15 protein-coding genes are annotated in these 18,181 nt (G+C 66.8%); 2 read left to right on the top strand and 13 right to left on the bottom strand.

From position 1 onward, the window contains the following. Positions 1-7 precede the first annotated feature (7 nt). Complete coding sequence (locus ACTIFF_RS07730) at positions 8-496, bottom strand: hypothetical protein (RefSeq protein WP_439536309.1); 489 nt, start codon at positions 494-496, stop codon at positions 8-10. 243 nt (positions 497-739) lie between these two features. On the opposite strand from ACTIFF_RS07730, the gene ACTIFF_RS07725 reads away from it, so the two are divergent. Next, positions 740-1,042: a hypothetical protein gene (locus ACTIFF_RS07725; protein WP_439536308.1), complete on the top strand. Its 303-nt coding sequence runs from the start codon at positions 740-742 to the stop codon at positions 1,040-1,042. Between the two features lie 68 nt (positions 1,043-1,110). After that, a complete protein-coding gene (locus ACTIFF_RS07720; RefSeq protein WP_439536307.1) occupies positions 1,111-1,653 on the top strand; it encodes a hydrolase in 543 nt (180 codons plus the stop codon). A 1-nt stretch (position 1,654) separates the two neighbouring features. Here ACTIFF_RS07720 and ACTIFF_RS07715 read toward each other — a convergent pair whose 3' ends face one another. The 12 genes from ACTIFF_RS07715 to ACTIFF_RS07660 form a co-directional block, all read right to left on the bottom strand. Then, entirely contained in the window at positions 1,655-2,701 is a 1,047-nt protein-coding gene (locus ACTIFF_RS07715) for an alpha-hydroxy acid oxidase (protein ID WP_439536376.1), read from the bottom strand. Continuing rightward, complete coding sequence (locus ACTIFF_RS07710) at positions 2,698-3,381, bottom strand: Fe2+-dependent dioxygenase (RefSeq protein WP_439536306.1); 684 nt, start codon at positions 3,379-3,381, stop codon at positions 2,698-2,700. Before ACTIFF_RS07710 ends, ACTIFF_RS07715 begins: the two co-directional genes overlap by 4 nt. Positions 3,382-3,409: 28 nt before the next feature. Beyond that, entirely contained in the window at positions 3,410-5,695 is a 2,286-nt protein-coding gene (locus ACTIFF_RS07705) for a TonB-dependent receptor (protein WP_439536305.1), read from the bottom strand. Positions 5,696-5,937: 242 nt separating this feature from the next. After that, a complete protein-coding gene (locus ACTIFF_RS07700; protein ID WP_190295037.1) occupies positions 5,938-6,075 on the bottom strand; it encodes a hypothetical protein in 138 nt (45 codons plus the stop codon). A gap of 42 nt (positions 6,076-6,117) precedes the next feature. Further along, positions 6,118-6,966, bottom strand: a complete 849-nt coding sequence (gene nadC / locus ACTIFF_RS07695) for a carboxylating nicotinate-nucleotide diphosphorylase (protein ID WP_069037342.1) — start codon at positions 6,964-6,966, stop codon at positions 6,118-6,120. A gap of 81 nt (positions 6,967-7,047) precedes the next feature. Beyond that, complete coding sequence (locus ACTIFF_RS07690) at positions 7,048-7,881, bottom strand: DMT family transporter (RefSeq protein ID WP_439536304.1); 834 nt, start codon at positions 7,879-7,881, stop codon at positions 7,048-7,050. Positions 7,882-7,906: 25 nt separating this feature from the next. After that, a complete protein-coding gene (locus ACTIFF_RS07685; protein WP_439536303.1) occupies positions 7,907-9,451 on the bottom strand; it encodes an NAD(P)H-hydrate dehydratase in 1,545 nt (514 codons plus the stop codon). Positions 9,452-9,505: 54 nt separating this feature from the next. Continuing rightward, entirely contained in the window at positions 9,506-10,171 is a 666-nt protein-coding gene (gene pdeM, locus ACTIFF_RS07680; RefSeq protein ID WP_439536302.1) for a ligase-associated DNA damage response endonuclease PdeM, read from the bottom strand. A 3-nt stretch (positions 10,172-10,174) separates the two neighbouring features. Continuing rightward, on the bottom strand, positions 10,175-12,877 hold the full coding sequence (locus tag ACTIFF_RS07675; RefSeq protein WP_439536301.1) for a ligase-associated DNA damage response DEXH box helicase: 2,703 nt from the start codon (positions 12,875-12,877) through the stop codon (positions 10,175-10,177). Positions 12,878-12,938: 61 nt separating this feature from the next. Then, on the bottom strand, positions 12,939-13,523 hold the full coding sequence (locus ACTIFF_RS07670) for a DNA-3-methyladenine glycosylase I (protein ID WP_439536300.1): 585 nt from the start codon (positions 13,521-13,523) through the stop codon (positions 12,939-12,941). Then, the gene (locus ACTIFF_RS07665) at positions 13,520-16,213 is read right to left on the bottom strand and encodes a bifunctional acetate--CoA ligase family protein/GNAT family N-acetyltransferase (protein ID WP_439536299.1); all 2,694 of its coding nucleotides are present in this window, start codon (positions 16,211-16,213) and stop codon (positions 13,520-13,522) included. Before ACTIFF_RS07665 ends, ACTIFF_RS07670 begins: the two co-directional genes overlap by 4 nt. A gap of 255 nt (positions 16,214-16,468) precedes the next feature. Further along, entirely contained in the window at positions 16,469-18,142 is a 1,674-nt protein-coding gene (locus ACTIFF_RS07660; protein ID WP_439536298.1) for a sensor histidine kinase, read from the bottom strand. Positions 18,143-18,181 lie beyond the last annotated feature (39 nt).

Genomic DNA, 18,181 nt, shown 5'->3' with positions numbered 1-18,181 from the left:
CCGACCGTCAGCGACGCATCTGACGGTCATGCTTCTGAGGCCGGATGCCGGCATGGGCGCGGTCCTGCATGCGTTCCATCCTGACCGCCTCCTTGCGATCGATCGCGCCATCGGCCAGTGCCCGGTTTTCCGCGCGATCGATATGCGCCTGCTGATGTTCCAGCCGGGCGGCTTCATGCGCGGTGACCGTCCCCTTTTCGATTCCGCGGTCGATCCGCGTTTCCTGTCTGTCCTGCCGGTTGTCGATGCGGGTGTCCATGCGATCGGATGGCGTGGGCTGAGCGAGTGCCGCGGTGCTGAAGGCAAGGGCGAGCAGGGCGGCGAGCGGAAGAGCTTTCATGATGGTCTCCGGAAGGTCGGCGGCGTGCGAATGCATCGCCTGCATCGCTTGAACGCTGCGCGCCCGCCGGTCCTTACGTTGTCCGCATGTAAGCGGATGTAAGGTTTTGCGGCGGCCCCGGATGTCGCGTAAGAATCCGTCGTCCCGCGCGTTCAATGCCGGTGACCGTGATGCCTGGAACCGACTTGTTCTCACGTTCCTCCGACAACGCCATGGGCCGGCCGCACCGCCCGATCCTGCTCCTGATCGCGTGCGCAGCGCGCTGATGATGTGGGCGTGGGAAGAATGCGACATCGCGACCATTGCACACGAACTGGGGCTGGCCGAAAATGCAGTCCATCAGCAGTTGTTCCGGGGCCCGGGCCCGACTCAAGACCCTGCTGTCAGGAGGGGACGCGCATGACTGAACCACTGTCGGGTGTCGCACCGGACGCCGCCTCGGGCCTGTTCGCCGACGATGCGCTGCGCAGTGCGCTGCGCGAAATGCCCGAACCGTCGCCGTCACACGACCTGCAGCAACGGCTGCTTGCCGGTGCGCCACATCGCCGCCCGCGCGTGCGGCGCGGCTGGATGACCGGGCTGGTGCTGTGTTCCCTGCTGGCCGCGGTCGCGCTCGGCGTGATCGAATATCGTGCCTGGCAGACCACCGAAGAACTGGCCCGGCTGGACGAGCTGTCGGTGGCGTCCATGCTGCTGCTCTGAGCCGGGCGATGCCGGCTGTGATCAAGGGCTGTTAAGCTCTTGCGCAACAAGGATGGATGGAGTGTTCGATGCTGATTGACCGCCACGGATCGTCGCTGCTGCTGATCGACATGCAGGAGCGCCTGTTGCCCGCGATGGATGACGCCGGACGCCTGCTCGACAATGTCGTCTGGATGGTGCGCATCGCGCAACGCCTGTCGGTTCCTGTTTCGATCTGCGAGCAGAATCCGAAAGGCCTGGGCGCGACGGTGCAGGCGCTGCGCGACCTCGTACCGGCTCAGTCCATCGCGCCCAAGATGCACTTCTCATGCGTCACCGATGGCTGTCTGGACACGATGATCGGGCTGCAGCGCCCGCAGGTCGTGATCTGCGGCATCGAAGCGCATATCTGCGTGCTGCAGAGTGCACTGCACCTGCAGTCCAGTGGCAAGCAGGTATTCGTCGCCGCCGATTGCATCGCGTCACGCGACCCGTCCAACCGCATGGTGGCCATCGACCGCATGCGTCAGCACGGCGTGATCGTGGTGTCGCGCGAAATGGTGGCATTCGAATGGCTGGGTGCGGCGGGCTCCGACGAGTTCCGCGAAATCAGCCGGACTTTCCTGCGCTAGGCTAGGGGCTGCCGAGGCGGATGGCCGCCACGCTGGCATGGCCGCACAGCGCCATGCTCTGTTCCAGTTCGTCGCGCAACAGCCGCATGACGTGCGCAACACCGAGTGCACCGTTGCCGGCCAGCCCCCAGATGCACGGTCTCCCGATCAGTACCGCATGCGCGCCCGCCGCCAGTGCGCGGTGCACGTCGATGCCACTGTCGATGCCGCTGTCGAGCAGCACCGGCACACCCGGCCCGACGGCGCTCACGATGGCCGGCAGCGCCGACAGGCTGGCCGGTGCCCCGGGCAGTACGCGTCCGCCGTGGTTGGACACGACAACGCCGTCACAGCCCCGACGCACTGCTTGCACCGCGTCGTCCGGGTGCAGCACGCCCTTGAGCAGCAGGGGCAGCGGCGTGAGGTCGCGCAGCCAGGCCAGATCGCCCCAGGTCGGTGCCTGCGTCATCCAGCCGTCGAACACCTGACTCTGGCCGTCGGCGATGGCGACCGGGCGCGCGGGTGCATCGAGATTGACCGCGCCGACCTGCGCCGGCAGCGCCAGCGCGCTCTGCTTCACCGGCGCATCGACCGTGAACACCACCGCGCGGACGCCGGCAGCGAGGGCGCGATCGAGCAGCCGGCGTGTCGCGTCGCGGCTGCCTTGCCAGTAAAGCTGGAACCACGGCGCGCGCTCTGCGGCACGTGCGATGGTGTCGAACGGCTGGCTGGCCAGCGCGCTGATGATCAGCTGCCCGTCCTGCGCATTCGCTGCCATGGCACTCGCCTGTTCGCCGTCCGGGTGATACAGGCGCTGATAGGCGAGCGGGGCGAGCAGCATCGGATGGCCGAGCACCTCGCCGAACAGTTCGATGCGGGTATGGCCGCCGCGCACATCGGCCAGCGGGCGCGGCATCAGCAGCGCGGCATCGAACGCTGCGCGGTTGGCGCGACCGCATGGCGTATCGCGGCCGTCGTCGAGGTAGTGCCAGAGCTCGGGGTGCAGGCGCGTGCGCGCCAGCTCGCGATAATCGGCGATGGAACGCGGCGCGGGCAGGGTCACGTTCAGGTGTCACCCCAGCGGCGCAGCAGGTTGTGATAGACGCCCGTCAGTCTGACCATGGAGGGCGTTTCACCCAACTGCTGGCGCAGCGCGAGCAATTCCATGTCGAGATCGAACAGCAGGCGTCGCTTTTCGGCGTCCCGCACCAGACTCTGGATGAACATGAAGCAGCCGATGCGCTCACCGCGCGTCACCGGCTGCACCTGATGCACCGACGATGATGGATAGATGACCAGACTGCCGGCCGGCAGCTTCACTTCGTGCCGGCCGTAGGTGTCTTCGATCACCAGTTCGCCACCGTCGTACTCCGCCGGATCTGACAGGAAAAGCGTTGCCGACACGTCGGCACGCACATAGCCGCTGCCATCGGGCAGCGCGCGCATCGAATTGTCGATGTGCGCACCATAGCGGTCGGCGTCGTCGGCGTAGCGGTTGAAACAAGGCGGCACGATGCGGTGCGGCAGCACGGCGGTGAAAAACATCGGCGAGCGGTTCAGTGCCGCCAGTACGATGCGCCGCAACTCCGGCAGCAGCGGCGCATCTTCGTCGATCTGCCGGTTGTTCTTGACGGTGACGGCCTGCGTACCGGCGGTGGCCGCACCGCTCGACCACTTGGCACGGTCAAGCAGCGCGCGCACCAGGGCGACTTCATCGTTCGCCAGCAGATCGTCGATCGTCAGCAGCATGGGCAGGGCAGTTCAGCAGGAATCAGGATCAGAACGAGTGGATGGCCGACAGCACGGCGGCGCGACCGGCTCCCGGGATGCTCTGGCCGCCGGCCACTTCGAACAGGTATTTCTCATCCATCAGGTTGTACACATTGAGCCTGAGCTTGAGGTCCTTGCTGACCTGATAGAGCGCGACTGCATCGAACAGCCAGTAATCGTCGACCACGACCACGAGGTCGGTGCTGGCACTGCTGGCGATGATGTTGTTCCGGGTATCGACATACTGCACGCCGCCACCGACGCTCAGTTCATTGGTCAGCTGGTAGGTGGCCCACGCATTGAAGGTGTGGCGTGGCGTGTTGTCAAGTTCCTGTCCGAGTTGCACCGCGTCGTTCGACTTTTTCACTTCGCTGTCCTGGAAGGTGTAGCCGGCAAACAGGTTCAGCCGTGATGTCACGCGGCCGGTGGCCGACAGTTCAATGCCTTGCACTTCCTGTACGCCATTGAGCACCGTCGCAATGTCTGCCGGACCGCGCGTGCGGCCGTTGAACCGTTCGGTGCGGAACAGGGCGCCATGGATCAGCAGCGATTCGCCCAGCGCATTCCACTTGGCACCGACTTCATAGCTTCGAGTGCGCTCCGGCTTCAGGTTGAAATCGGCCACGGTGACCGGAAGATTGTTGTTGCCGCCGGCCAGCTGCACGATTTCGGCGCGGCCTGACGGATCGAAGGAACTGCCGTAGCCGGCGTACAGGCTCAGCGTCGGGATGGGCCGGAAGATGAGGCCGACATTGCCCGACACCTCGGTATCGGTGCGCGACAGGTCCTGGCTGTAGCCCGGCACGCGGCCGTCATTCAGCGCCCGCACCTTCGTCTTCACACGGTCCCAGCGCAGGCCGGCGTTGATGTCCCATTGCGGCGTCAGCGTGATGATGTCCGACACATAGAGCGCCGTGGTTTCCAGATCGAGCCGGGCGCGCGTGCCGTTGTAGGCAATCGACGCGGCGGCACGCAACTGCGGATCCAGCAGATTGGTCGCCGGGCCGTTGGCGTCGAGGCGGCGCTTGTTCTCGCTGTCTTCGCGCGACAGTTCCAGACCGGTCACGAGATGGTGACGAATGGCCCCGGTCATGAACTTGAACGTCAGGTCGGTCTGGTTGATCAGCAGTTCGTTGTCCTGGTCACGCGGCTTCTGGTTGCCGACCACCAGCGTATTCGCGTTGAGGGTGGTCAGGCCGCCGGGAGAAAAGCGCGGCGACGAGAAGATCGAATCATTGCTCGTGTGGCCGTAGCGCAGCTGGTTGCGGACGCTGACCTTGTCGTTGAAGTCATGTTCGAACCTGAACGTGGCCTGATGGGTTTCCAGGTCCTGGTAGTCGGTGCTGTGACCGTAGTAATTCGCGTAGTTGACCGGCGCCACCTTGCCGCCAAACCCTGAATTTTGCAGGCTGGCGTTGCGCGAGTTGGGCAGACCCGAATCCGGCCGGTTGTCCTGCCGCATGTACATGTAGCTGAGCGTGAAACGGGTGGGCGTACCCAGGCCGAAGGCGATCGACGGTGCGATGCCAAAGCGCTTGTTCTCGACCTCGTCACGGCCGGGTTGGTCGTTCTGGTGCGACATCAGGTTCAGCCGGAAGGCACCGCGGATGCTTTCGAGCGGCTGATTGATGTCGGCGGTGATGCGGTACAGGCTGTCGGTGCCGATGCCGGCCTCGATTTCGCGCTTCTGTTTCAGCGACGGCGCCTTCGACACCTGATTGATCGTGCCGCCGGACGAGCCGCGACCGGCAAATGCCGATGCCGGGCCCTTGGTCACTTCGATGGTTTCGACGTTGAACGGATCGCGGAAAAACACGCCGGTGTCGCGCACACCGTCGACCAGGATGTCGTCGCGCGCCGAAAAGCCACGGATCTTCAACTGGTCGCCGGACGGCGGATTGCCTTCGCCGGCCTGAAAGCTGATGCCGGTCACGTTGCGCAGCGCATCGCGCAGGGTTTTCGTGCCCTGGATTTCCAGCATCTCTTCGGTCAGCACCTGCACCGTCTGCGGAATGTCCTGAATCGCCTGCGGCCGCTTCGGCGACGACAGCACTTCGGCCTTGTAGGGCGGGGGAGCCTGACCTTCGACGCTCACTTCCGGCAGCACCTTGCCTCGCTGCACGTTGTCTTTCGTCGCCGGCTCGGCGCCTTGCGCCACCAGACTGAAACCACCGGCCATCAGCGCCGCACCCAGCGGCAGCAGGCTGCGGCCCCGCAGTTCGAGGGACGTTCCAGCTGTTCTGCTGCCTGCACCGTGACGGGCGGACGGGCTGTCTTTTGATCGCTGCTTCATGCGTGCTCCTTGCGGGGATTGCTGCCTTGGATGGCCCGGGTAATTTGCGCACAAATGGTAACCGAAATGTAAATGATTCTCACAACGCTTTTACAATTCATCCATCACGCAACGACAGCTGACCCCCCGTGCGCGATCGCACTGGCGGGCGTCAGGCAGACATCGATAGGGGAGCGCGGCTGACCGATCAGGCAGCCGCTGCGGTGCAGGTCAGTCCGGAAACGTGCCGGACGAGGCGCCTGCTACAGGTAGAGCACCGCGGGGAACACGGTCACGGCCAGCACAAACACCAGCCATTCGATGTTGTTGCGGGCCAGAAAACCGGTGAAGTGCAGGATGAGTACGGTGATTGCAACGATGTAATACAGGATGAACCACATCAGCCCAGGTCTCCGCAGGTGTCGGTCGAGTGTGCCGGACGCTCAGCGTTCGACATGACGAAGGGAAAGGTCGATCGCGCGTACGTTCTTGGTCAGCACGCCGATCGAAATGCGGTCCACACCGGTTTCCGCGATGGCGCGCACCCGGTCCAGATCCACACCGCCGGACGCTTCGAGTTCTGCCCGGTCGTCATTGATCGCCACCGCCTCGCGCATCTGGTCGATGCTCATGTTGTCCAGCAGCACCATGGTGGCGCCGGCGTCCAGTGCCTCGCGCAGCTGCGCCAGCGTCTCCACCTCGATCTGGATGAAGGCGTTCGACGGTGCAATGCCGCGCGCCCGTGCCAGCACCGGGCGGATGCCGCCAGCCGCCATGATGTGGTTTTCCTTGATCAGGATGCCGTCATACAGCCCCATGCGGTGGTTCAGCCCGCCGCCGATGCGTACCGCGTACTTCTGCGCCAGTCGCAGGCCCGGCAATGTCTTGCGCGTATCGACGATGCGCGCCGACGTACCGCCGATGGCATCGACGAAACGGCGCGTCATCGTGGCCGTGGCGGACAGCAGCTGCACGAAATTCAGCGCAGCACGTTCGGCGGTCAGCAAGGCACGCGTTTCGGAGAGGATTTCGCACAGCTTCTGGTCCGGCGCCACCCATTCGCCTTCCGGTACATGCCAGGCGACCGTCGCTTTCGGATCGAGCGCGCGCAGGCAGGCTTCGAACCAGTCGCGGCCGCACAGCACCGCTTCCTCGCGCGCCGTCACCAGGCCCTGCGCAGCACGCCCGGGCGGAATCAGGCGTGCCGTCAGATCGCCGGTGCCGACATCCTCGGCGAGCGCCTGCGACACATTGCGCTGGATTTCGATGGACAGCTGTTCATTTTCCCGCATGGCAGTGACCGGTAGATCGAAGCGGCGGATTCTAGCATCGCGCCCGTGCGCGCCATGCGGCGGCAGTCACACCGGACACGCTCAGCGTCGGTGCGCCAGCCAGGCACTCAGCAGTCCGCTGGCCACGATGATGGCCGCCCCGCCGATGGCACTGGCGCCCGGCAGGTCACCGAACACCAGCCAGCCCATCAGCGTCGCCCAGACCAGTTGTACATAGATGAGCGGGCTCAGCGTCGACGCCGGCGCGAAGGCCATTGCGCGGATCAGCAGGAAGTGACCGGCCATGCCGGACACGCCCAGCGACAGCACAAGCAGGGTGTCCTGCCAGCCTGGAATATCGCTGTGCGCGGCGGCCGGCAACGCCACCGACGAGATGGCTGCGCCGATCAGCGCGGTATAGAACAGTGTGGTCAGCGGTCGCTCGGTCGGCGCCAGCGTGCGCGTCGCCAGCTGGTACAGCGCGTACAGCAGCGAGCCGGCCAGCAGCATCAGCACCGGCCCCAGCGGCAGGTCGCCGTCCGGGCGGGCGATCAGCAGCACGCCGGAAAAGCCGAACAGCGCAAGCAGCCAGTGCGCCCCGGTCACCCGCTCGCCCAGCACGGGACCGGCCAGCAGCGTGACGATGAGCGGCGTGATGAAGAACAGCGACGTGCCCTCGGCCATCGGAATCGTGCGCAGGCCACCCATGATGAGGAAGGACACACCGGCCAGCAGCGCGGCACGCACGATCTGCAGCCGCCAGCGTGCGGTGACCACGAGGGTGCGTCCCATGCGCGGGTACAGCACGGCGCCCAGCACGATGGCCGGTACCAGATAGCGCGCCCAGACCAGTACGCCGACCGGATAACGCTGCGACAGGTATTTGCCGGTCGTATCCAGTACGGCGAAGCAGAACAGGGCCGCCAGCATCAGCATGACGCCGATCAGCGGCTGCGAGCGGTCAGAGCGGGATATGGCTGACTTCCTGCAGATCGGTGCCGGCGATCAGCGCATTGAAGGCGGCGCGCGCCGATTCGATCACTTCGCCGGCGGTCAGGCCATTCGGTCCCTTGCCGAGCGCGACCAGCCGGTCGCCCGCCAGCCCGTGCAGATGCACGCCGCCGATCAGCGCCAGATCGGCCGGCCAGCCCTGCGCCAGCAGGCCGGCGATCAGCCCGGTCAGCACATCGCCCATGCCGGCCGACGCCATGCCCGGATTGCCGGTGGTGTTGATGAACCAGCGTCCGTCGGCCAGTGCGATCACGCTGCCGCATCCCTTGAGCACGGTTGCGGCGTGGTAGCGGCGCGCAATGGCGCAGGCCGAGGCGATGCGGTCTTCCTGCACCTGCGGTGTCGTGCTGCCGAGCAGGCGCGCCGCCTCGGTGGGATGCGGCGTGAGCAGTGTCGGCGCACTGCGGTCATGCACCGCCTGCGCCAGATCCGGGTGTTGCGACAACAGATTCAGCGCGTCGGCGTCGAGCACCAGCGTGGCGGTGGTGGCAATCGCCTCGCGCATCAGTTCAAGCGCCGCCGGGCTCTGACCCAGGCCCGGTCCGATGGCGACACAGGTTGCCAGATCGCCGGTCAGGACTTCACCCGGCGAGCGGATCATCAGTTCCGGCTGTTCGGGATCGAGCGGCAGGGCAGCGTGGTCGAGCATGCCGACATAGACACGACCGGCGCCCACCTTCAAGGCGGCGCGCCCGGCCAGCAGCGCGGCACCGGCCATGCCGCGCGCCCCCCCGATCAGCACGGCGTTGCCGTTGGTGCCCTTGTGACTGTTGCGCGCGCGCGGACGCAGCAGGTGGTCGAACAGCGCGCGGCCGACCTGCCAGCCGGACGGCCGCGCGACCAGCGCACAGTCGAGTCCCAGATCGTGCAGCGACAGCTCGCCACAGTGGTCCGGCCCGTCCAGCGTCAGCAGGCCGGGTTTCATCGCAATCATCGTCGCCGTGTGCGACGCACGGATGGCGCGACCCAGCACGCGGCCGGTGTCGGCGTTCAGTCCGCTCGGTACGTCGATGGCCAGTACCGGGCACGTCATGTCGTTGACGGCATCGATCCAGGCCGCGTGTTCGCCCTCGACCGGCCGGGTCAGGCCGATGCCGTACAGCGCATCGACCACCAGCGAATACTCGCCCGCCGGCAGCCGTGGCAGCGTGACGCCGCCAATGGCGCGCCAGGACGCCCAGGCCGATACGGCGTCGGTGGCTTGCGCATGCTCGTCGCCGATGTAGGCAACGACCACGTCGAAGCCGGTCTGACGCAGCTGTCTGGCGATCACGAAGCCGTCGCCGCCGTTGTTGCCCGGCCCGCACATCACGAGCACGCGGCCGTGCCGGCCACCCATGATTTCCATCGCCTTGGCCGCCCCGGTCGCGCCGGCGCGCTCCATCAGGCGCGGCGAACTGCGCGGTGCGTAGTGTCGCTCGATGCGCCGCAGCGCCTCTGCGCTGTAGAGCGCAGGCAGCGAGGCGGTGTTCAGGGCGTTCGGGATGGCTGACATTGGGTTTCCGGAAAACGTGTGTCGACGCGCGACAGATCGTGCAAGCGCTGCATTTTAGGCCTTGCCGCGCCGGCGTGCCGAGGCATGCGGCACTTCCAGCACGCGGTCGGCAGCGGCGACGAAGCAGCGCATGCCGGCGCCGGGCGCCAGCGTCATGTGTCCGGTGAAGCTGCCGAAGGCCGGGAGCAGGCCGACATCCGGGCCGAAGGCGAAGCAGGGCAGGCGCAGCCGGTCGCCGCCCGCCTCGACGCGCAACGCCGGATGGACGTGGCCGGCCAGCACGTAATGGCCCGGTCGCGCATCCGGGTGATGGCACAGCGCGAACGGCGCCATCAGCATGGGCTCGTCGACCACGGTCAGCCCCAGTTCGGTCGGCACCCCTGCGTACATGTCGTGGTTGCCGCGCACCAGCACCCACTCGACGCCCGGTGCGTGCAGCCCGGCCAGCGTCGCCATCAACGCCGGCTGGCGTGCTTCGCGGGCGTGCAGCAGGTCGCCGAGAAACACGACGCGGGCCGCCCCCGTGCGGGCGAGCAGTGCCGCCAGCCGGTCCATCGTGTCGTCGCTGGTACCGAAAGGCACGGCCACACCGCGCGCGCGGAAGGTCAGTCCCTTGCCGAAATGCGCATCCGCGATCAGCAGGGTGGATTGCGCCGGCCACCACAGCGCACGTTCGGCGAGCAGCGTCAGCGATTCGCCGGCAAGGTCGATTTGCAGCATGGCTCAGGGCCCGGCCGCTTTTTCCAGCAGCGCCACCATGCGTGCCACCCGCTCGGACAGCTGTTCGCTTGACAGCCGTTCGCGCAGCCGCGCCACCAGCAGCGGCAACGCAAGCGGGGTCATGGACGGCGGACGCGTGATGCAGTGCCGGGCGGCGCGCATCGCAGCCAGCGTGCCGGCGATGCGGTCGGCATCCAGTTCGTCCTTCAGGGCTTCCTGCTTCGCCTGGTGCAGAAGCAGGTTGTCCGGGTCGTGGCGCGAAAACACGTCGAACAGCAACTCGCTGCTGACCTGCAGCTGGCGTGCACTCTTGCCCTGTCCGGGATAGCCCTGGAAGGTCAGGCCGGCCACCCGGGCGACTTCTCGAAAGCGGCGGCGTGCGAGCTGGGCCGCGTTCAGGCAATGTTCGATGTCGGCATCCAGCGCGTCGCCGGACAGCAGACCGGCCGCGATTTCTTGCGCCCAGTCGACCGGCGAGGCCGACAGCAGCTCGAAGCCGTAGTCGTTGAACGACAGCGAAAAGGTGATCGGCCGACTGCGTGAAATGCGGCCGGCGAGCAATGCGGCCATCCCGGCATGCACCGGCCGGCCGGCGAACGGGAAGAAAAAGGCGTGATGCCCTTCGCGCGACTGCATGACTTCGATCAGCAGTTCATCTTCGCGCGGCAGCGCCGACCAGCCGCGCTGCACGTCGAGCAGCGGGCGCAGCGCCTGCATTTCCGGCTCCGGGTACTCGCCTTGCGCGGCGAGTGCGATCAGCGTGCGGATTTCCTGTGCCAGTTCGCTGGACAGCGGCATGCGTCCGCCGGCCCAGCGCGGCACCGTGCCGCGCGCCGCGTTGCCGGCGCGCACCAGCGCCTGCATGTCACGCACGGCGACCAGTTCGAGCACCCGGCCGGCGAACAGGAAACAGTCGCCCGGCTTCAGACGGCCGATGAAGGATTCCTCGACCTGACCGAGCCGGCCGCCGGCCAATGCCGCAGCGCCGGACGCGGGGGCGCTCTGACCGCCGCTCCTTCCATCGCTCCTTCCACCGCTCTTTCCACCCCTCGCCCAGCGCACATCGACCGCCGAATCGGCGGTGATGGTGCCGATCTGCATGCGGTGGCGGCGGGCGATGTCGGCGCGCGGCACGCGGTGGCGGCCGTCGGCATCGCGTTCGACCTTGCGGTAATCCGGGTAGGCGGCCAGCGAGGCGCCGCCGCGGCTGACGAAATCCATCGCCCAGTCCCAGGTGCGGTCGTCCAGCGCACGGTAGGCATGGGTGGTGCGGATTTCCGCCTTCAGTGCGTCGGCGTCGAAACCGCCGGCCAGCGCCAGCGTCACCAGGTGCTGCACCAGCACGTCGACCGGCGCCTCCGGGCTGTGGCGCGGTTCGATGCGCCCGGCCGCGACCGCGCGACGCGCGGCGGCCGAATCGATCAGTTCCAGGCCATGGCCGGGCACGCAGGTGGCGTGCGGTGTGCGGCCGGGTGCGTGGCCCGAGCGGCCGGCGCGCTGCATCAGGCGCGCCACACCCTTCGGCGAGCCCAGCTGCAGCACGCGCTCCACCGGCAGGAAGTCCACCCCCAGATCGAGGCTGGAGGTGCACACCACGGCGCGCAGCGTGCCGTTCTTCAGCCCGGCTTCGACCCACTCGCGCACCTCGCGCGACAGCGAGCCGTGATGCAGCGCGATCAGTCCCGCCCAGTCCGGGCGCGCCGCCAGCAGCGCCTGGTACCACAGCTCGGCCTGCGACCGCGTGTTGGTGAACAGCAAGGTCGACGGACTGGCGTCCAGTTCGGTCAGCACGGCGTCGAGCAGCTTCACGCCCAGATGGCCGGCCCACGGAAAGCGTTCGGTGCGCGCCGGAATCAGGCTGTCCAGCTTGACCGGCCGGTCGACTTCGCCGGCGACCCGTGCGCCCCCCGGACCGCACAGCACCTGCATCGCGTGGTCCGGATTACCCAGGGTGGCCGACAGGCCCCACACCAGCAACGCCGGATTCCACTGACGCAGCCGGGCCAGCGCGAGTTGCGTCTGCACGCCACGCTTGTTGGCGATCAGTTCATGCCACTCATCGACCACCACGGCGCACAGCCCGAACAGGTGTTCGCGCGCGGTGTCGTGCGACAGCATCAGCGTGAGGCTTTCCGGGGTGGTGACCAGCGCCTGCGGCAACGCGCGCGCCTGGCGGGCGCGCTCGGCCGAACCGGTGTCGCCGGTGCGCAGGCCGACCTCCCAGTCCAGACCGAGCACGCGCGCCGACTCGCCCAGCGTCAGCGCGGTGTCTGCGGCCAGTGCGCGCATCGGGGTGATCCACAGCACGCGCAGCCCCGGGGCGGGCTGGGCCGCGGCCCGCAGCAGCGCCCCGAGCCACACCGCCAGGGTCTTGCCCGATCCGGTGCCGGCGTGCAGCAGTCCGCTGCGGCCCTGCTGCAGATAGGCCCACACCGCGCGCTGGAACTCGAACACACGCCAACCCCGCTCGGCGTAAAGCCCTTCGATGCGCAGCTGCAGTGCGGCCACGTCGGGCAGCGCACCACCGGCATGTCGGGCACGTCGTGCCGGCCGGGGCGGCACGCGCTCGCCTGTTTGCCGCGCCGCCTGCTCGCGCTGCTGCTTCGCCCGCGCGGCGCGCAACTGCCGGCTGAGCGAAGACGACGCCACAATGCGCCGGATGTCGGCACGCGTCGGTTCGTCGGACGGTATTTCCGGGTCGGACATCGGGGGAAGGGGGCAGGCAGACGGTGCACAGACTATCCGTACACCGGGCGGTTCGCGCATTTCAGGCCAGAGGACGCACCAGTTCGCGGTGACGGAAGCAGTCGACCATATGGTCATTCACGACGCCCACCGACTGCATCCAGGCGTAGACGATGGTGCTGCCGACGAAGCGAAAGCCGCGCTGGGCGAGCTGTTTGGAGAGTTGGTCCGACAGGTCGGTCGTGGCCGGGCAGTCGGCCGGCCGGCGCCAGTGGTTGATCAGCGGCTGGCCGTCCACCCTGTCCCACAGCAGTCCGGCGAGTGTTTCGCCGCGCTCGTGCAGCGCCAGCAGCGCGCGCGCGTTGCCGATGGTGGCGTCGATCTTCAGCCGGTTGCGCACGATGTCGGCGTCGGCCAGCAGGCGTGCGCGGTCCTCGTCGCCGTAGCGCGCGATGCGTCCGGCGTCGAAACCGTCGAAGGCGCGCCGATAGCCTTCGCGCTTGCGCAGTATCGTGATCCACGCTAGACCGGCCTGCGCACCTTCGAGAATGAGCCGTTCGAACAGCGCCGCCTCATCGCGCACCGGCACGCCCCATTCGGTGTCGTGATAGGCAACGTACAGCGGGTCCTGCCCGCACCAGCTGCAGCGGGCGGGCAGCGCGCTCACGACGGACGCAGGTCCAGTTCGCCGTTGAACAGCGAACTGTCTTCCGGGTCGCGGTTGATGTGGAAGCCCAGGCTCTGCACGAAACGCAGCATGCGTTCGTTGTTGGCGAGAAACACGCCTTCCATCACCTTGAGGCCGCGTTCGCGCGCCGCTTCGATCAGCAGGTTCATCATCGTGCGGGCCAGGCCCTGACGCTGCCAGGCATCGGCAACGACGATGGCGAATTCGCACGATTCGCCGTCCGGATTGACGACATAGCGGCAGACGCCGATCTGCTCTTCACTGTCGCCATCACCGGTGATCGCCACCAGCGCCATTTCGCGGTCGTAGTCGATCTGCGTCAGGCGGGCCAGCAGAGGGCCCGGCAACTCCTTGATCGTGCTCATGAATCTGAGATAGCGTGTTTCGGGCGAAAGGGCGCGCACGAAGTTGGCTTCGCGGTCGGAATCTTCCGGCCGGATCGGGCGGATGATGGCGCGTGCGCCATTGGGCAGATTCACCACGTGTTCCAGCCGCGCCGGATACGGATGGATCGCCATGTGCGAGTAGGGCGTCGCGGTCGGCAACACGTCGGCGAGAATGATGCGCGCATCCACCGCCACGCAGCCGTTTTCGTCCACCAGCAGCGGATTGATGTCCATCTCGCGTATCCACGGCAGCTCGCACACCATTTCGGACACGCGGATCAGCACCCGTTCGAGCGCGTCCATGTCGATCGCCGGCATGCCGCGGAATTCGCCCAGCATGGCGGAGACCCGGGTGCGCTGGATGGCATCGCGTGCCAGCTCGACATTGATCGGCGGCAGCGTGACCGCGCGGTCGCGCAGCACCTCGATGCGGGTGCCGCCATGGCCGAAGCTGATGACCGGCCCGAACACATCGTCATGCAGTACGCCGACGAACAGCTCGCGGGCATTCGGCTTGGTCACCATGGGTTCGATCGACACGCCGGTCAGCCGGGCATCGGGCTTGCGCCGGCCGACTTCCGCCATCAGTTCCTGCCAGCAGTCGCGCACGGCGCGCAGGTTGTCGACATGCAGCCGCACGCCGCCGACATCGCTCTTGTGCGTGATGTCGGGCGAATCGATCTTCATGGCGACCGGCAGGCCCATTTCTTCGGCGTACACCATGGCTTCGGTCGCGCTGCGCGCGACCACGGTCTGCGCGATTGGAATGCGGAAAGCGGCCAGCAGCGCCTTCGATTCCATTTCGGTCAGCACGGTGCGCCGCTCCGACAGCGCCGTCTCGATCACCAGACGCGCCGATTCGACCGACGGCGGATCGAGATCCTGCGCCAGTGAGGCGGGTGCATGGCGCAACAACTGCTGGTTCTGGTAATAGGACGAAATGTGGTGGAACAGCTCGACCGCCGGCTCGGGCGAGCGGAAGGTCGGCAAATGCGCCGCCTCGAACAGCGCACGCGCGGCGCGCACCTGTTCGCCCCCCATCCAGCAGGTCATCAGCGGCTTGTGCGCGGTGGCGGCGATTTCAATGACGGTTTCCGCCACGGCAGTCGGCTGCGTCATGGCCTGCGGCGTCAGCAGTGTCAGCACGCCGTCGACACCCGGATCTGCCAGCACAGCCTTCAGTGCTGCGCCGTAACGCGCGGCATCGGCATCGCCGATCAGGTCGATCGGATTGGCGTGCGACCAGGTCGGCGGCAGCGCGCCGTTGAGCGCCGCCATCGTTTCCGGCGACAGCGCGGCCAGCTCGATGCCCAGATCCGCCGCCCGGTCCGCCGCCATGACGCCCGGTCCGCCGCCGTTGGTCACCACGGCGAGCCGCTTGCCCGAAGGCTTGAAGCCCGTGAACAACGCATTGGCCGCCGAGAACATCTGGCCCATGTTCGACAGGCGCACCACGCCGGCGCGGCGCAACGCGGCGTCGAACACGTCGTCCGAGCCCACCATGGCGCCAGTGTGCGACGCCACCGCCTTCAAGCCGGCCGGATGACGCCCGACCTTGATCGCAAGCACCGGCTTGACCCGCGCGGCCGCGCGCACCGCACTCATGAAGCGGCGCGCATCGCGGATGCCTTCGATGTACATGAAGATGCTTTCGGTACGCGGGTCGGCAATCATGTAGTCGAGGATTTCCCCGAAATCGAGATCGATCGACGCACCCAGCGACACCACGGTCGAAAAGCCGACGCCATTCGTCTGTGCCCAGTCGAGCAGGGCGGTGCAGATGGCGCCGGACTGAGAAATGAGACCGATGCTGCCCGGGATGCCGGCAGCGCGTGCGAAGGTGGCGTTCAGGCCGATCGCCGGTCGCATGAGGCCGAGGCAGTTGGGGCCGATGATGCGTACGCCACTGCGCTTGGCCGCGATGCGGGTGCGCCGTTCCAGTTCGGCACCTGCCGGGCCGCATTCGGCGAAGCCGGAACTGATGACGACGGCCGACTTGATGCCGGCCCGGCCGCATTCCTCGATCAGTCCGGGCACCGTGGCCGCCGGAGTGCAGATCACCGCCAGATCGGGACGCTTGCGCAGGTCGTCGAGGCGCGCCACACACGGCACACCGTGAACCGAATCGTGTTTGGGATTGATGGCGTGCAGCGCGCCGTTGTAGCGCGCATCGAGCATGTTGCGGATGAGGACCGCACCGATCGAGTCGTGCCGCTCGCTGGCGCCGACGATGGCGACCGACTGCGGCTCGAACATGGACTTCAGATAGTGCTCGTACTGCATGGAGACTCCCTTGGCGCTGCGATGTCGTCAGCGGTGGTGGCGGTGATTGCCAGCCTTGCTGCTGCCGTACGCGGTGATGCCTGGCACCTTGACCTCAGTATATTGCATCGCAACACAAGTTCCGCCTGTGGAAATCTACAATCTTCGTCAATCAAATATTAAATTCATTTAATTAGATGCTTGAGCCGGACTTCTAAAGTCAAATCTACAAATAAATAAATGTGCAATTGCAATATAAACACAACGAAACCGAACTCAGCCAGCCGGATCGGGCAAGGTGAAGTAGAAGCTCGCGCCTTTGCCGGGGGCGCCCTCGGCCCAGATGCGACCGCCATGGCGGTGCACGATACGCTGCACGGTCGCCAGTCCGATACCGGTGCCGCTGCTGTCGGCCTGGTCGTGCAGCCGGTTGAACGGGCGGAACAGCTGCGACACGTGGGCCATGTCGAAGCCGGCGCCGTTGTCGCGCACGTGGAACACGACTTCGCGATTGCGCAGCCGGGCGTCGAATTCGATCTCGGCCGGTGTACAGGCGGCGGTGAATGCCCAGGCATTGCGCAACAGATGTTCGAGCATGACACGGGCGAGCATCGGGTCGACGCGCGCCATCAGGTGCAGGCCGATCGACACCCGGGCTTCGCGTTCGGGTGCCTCCGCATGCAGCTCGCGCGCAAGGGTGCGCGCGATCGCCGACAGGTCGACCACGACCCGGCTGATCGGCGCCCGCGTCAGGCGCCCGAGTTCGATCAGGTCGTCGATCAGGGTCGACAGCTTCTGCGACGCCGCTCGGATGCGTCCGAGGTGGCTGTGCGCCATCTTGTCGAGCTGATCGCCATAGTCCTCGATGATGATCTGCGAAAAGCCGTCGATGGCGCGCAGCGGGTTGCGCAAGTCATGCGAAACCGAGTAGGAAAAGGCCTCCAGCTCGCGATTCGACGCTTCGAGTTCAGCGGTGCGCCGCTTCACGCGTCGCTCCAGTTCGGCATTCATGTCGTACAGCGTCGATTCCGCCTGCTTGCGCTGCGTGATGTCCTCGATGCTGCCGGACAGACTCTCCAGGCCGCCGCTGCCGTCGAAGCGCGCACTGATCGCGATTTCGAGCCAGCGCGCCGGCTGACCGGCGGTGTGGGTGCGGACCTCGACCTGCATCGAATCACGACGACCATCGAGCAGCGGTTCCAGCCGCGCCAGCAGATAGCGCGCTTCGTCCTTCGACAGCCAGCGCAGCACGCGCTGGCCGATGGCCTGCGACACCGGCTGGCCGGTCAGATCTTCCCATGCGCGGTTCAGGTAAGTGAAACGACCCCGGGCATCGATGCGGAAAATGACTTCGCGCAGGTGATTCACCATTTCGCGATGCCGCGTCTCCAGCTCGCGCAGCGCGCGCGTCGACTGCACGAAGGCACTTTCGTCGCGCCCGGTACCGCGATAGCCGCAGAACTCGCCTTTCGCATCGGTCACCGGCCGGCCGCGCAGATCGATGTGGCGTACGCTGCTGTCAGGGAGTCGAAGCACCAGATGCAGTTGCATGGGCTGACGCGACTGGATCATGCGATGGCACTCCTCCCAGTCACCGTGCACCGGCGACAGCGCGTCGATCTTCCAGAACTGAAAGCCATTCACCGCAACGATGTCCAGCGCATTGCCGAGCACCGGACGGGTCTGCGACACGCGGAGCCTCATGCCGGAATCTGTTTCCCAGTGCCAGTCTGCCGCGAGGTCGGCGAAGTCCTGCTGGCGCAGGTTTTCGCCGACCAGGGCGGCCAGCCGCTCGGCGGCAACGGTCAGTTGTCGTGCCGCAGCCGCACCGACGCCACAGGCAATCAGGAACACGACAAGTCCGATCGGCATGGACACACTGGCCGCAACGGCGCCGGCCAGAAGGGCCAGAGGCAGCGCGCGCCAGAGAAAGAAGCCGCTCGCAGCCATCGGAGAAGCCGGCATATTCGCAGTGCGAAACATTTTTTT

Origin of the sequence: Methyloversatilis sp. (genome assembly GCF_051861465.1) — a bacterium.
In the GTDB taxonomy this organism is placed as follows: domain Bacteria; phylum Pseudomonadota; class Gammaproteobacteria; order Burkholderiales; family Rhodocyclaceae; genus Methyloversatilis.
Note: the sequence above shows the minus strand (reverse complement) of the source record. Positions and strands in the feature narration are given on the sequence as shown.

What these genes read in the sequence shown, in the direction of transcription:
- ACTIFF_RS07720 (WP_439536307.1), top strand. Translation starts at nt 1,111, where the DNA reads ATGCTGATTGACCGCCACGGATCGTCGCTGCTGCTGATCGACATGCAG.
- ACTIFF_RS07685 (WP_439536303.1), bottom strand. Translation starts at nt 9,451, where the DNA reads ATGTCAGCCATCCCGAACGCCCTGAACACCGCCTCGCTGCCTGCGCTC.
- ACTIFF_RS07665 (WP_439536299.1), bottom strand. Translation starts at nt 16,213, where the DNA reads ATGCAGTACGAGCACTATCTGAAGTCCATGTTCGAGCCGCAGTCGGTC.
- nadC (WP_069037342.1), bottom strand. Translation starts at nt 6,966, where the DNA reads ATGCGGGAAAATGAACAGCTGTCCATCGAAATCCAGCGCAATGTGTCG.
- ACTIFF_RS07710 (WP_439536306.1), bottom strand. Translation starts at nt 3,381, where the DNA reads ATGCTGCTGACGATCGACGATCTGCTGGCGAACGATGAAGTCGCCCTG.
- ACTIFF_RS07690 (WP_439536304.1), bottom strand. Translation starts at nt 7,881, where the DNA reads ATGCTGATGCTGGCGGCCCTGTTCTGCTTCGCCGTACTGGATACGACC.
- ACTIFF_RS07660 (WP_439536298.1), bottom strand. Translation starts at nt 18,142, where the DNA reads ATGGCTGCGAGCGGCTTCTTTCTCTGGCGCGCGCTGCCTCTGGCCCTT.
- ACTIFF_RS07705 (WP_439536305.1), bottom strand. Translation starts at nt 5,695, where the DNA reads ATGAAGCAGCGATCAAAAGACAGCCCGTCCGCCCGTCACGGTGCAGGC.
- ACTIFF_RS07675 (WP_439536301.1), bottom strand. Translation starts at nt 12,877, where the DNA reads ATGTCCGACCCGGAAATACCGTCCGACGAACCGACGCGTGCCGACATC.
- ACTIFF_RS07725 (WP_439536308.1), top strand. Translation starts at nt 740, where the DNA reads ATGACTGAACCACTGTCGGGTGTCGCACCGGACGCCGCCTCGGGCCTG.
- ACTIFF_RS07700 (WP_190295037.1), bottom strand. Translation starts at nt 6,075, where the DNA reads ATGTGGTTCATCCTGTATTACATCGTTGCAATCACCGTACTCATCCTG.
- pdeM (WP_439536302.1), bottom strand. Translation starts at nt 10,171, where the DNA reads ATGCTGCAAATCGACCTTGCCGGCGAATCGCTGACGCTGCTCGCCGAA.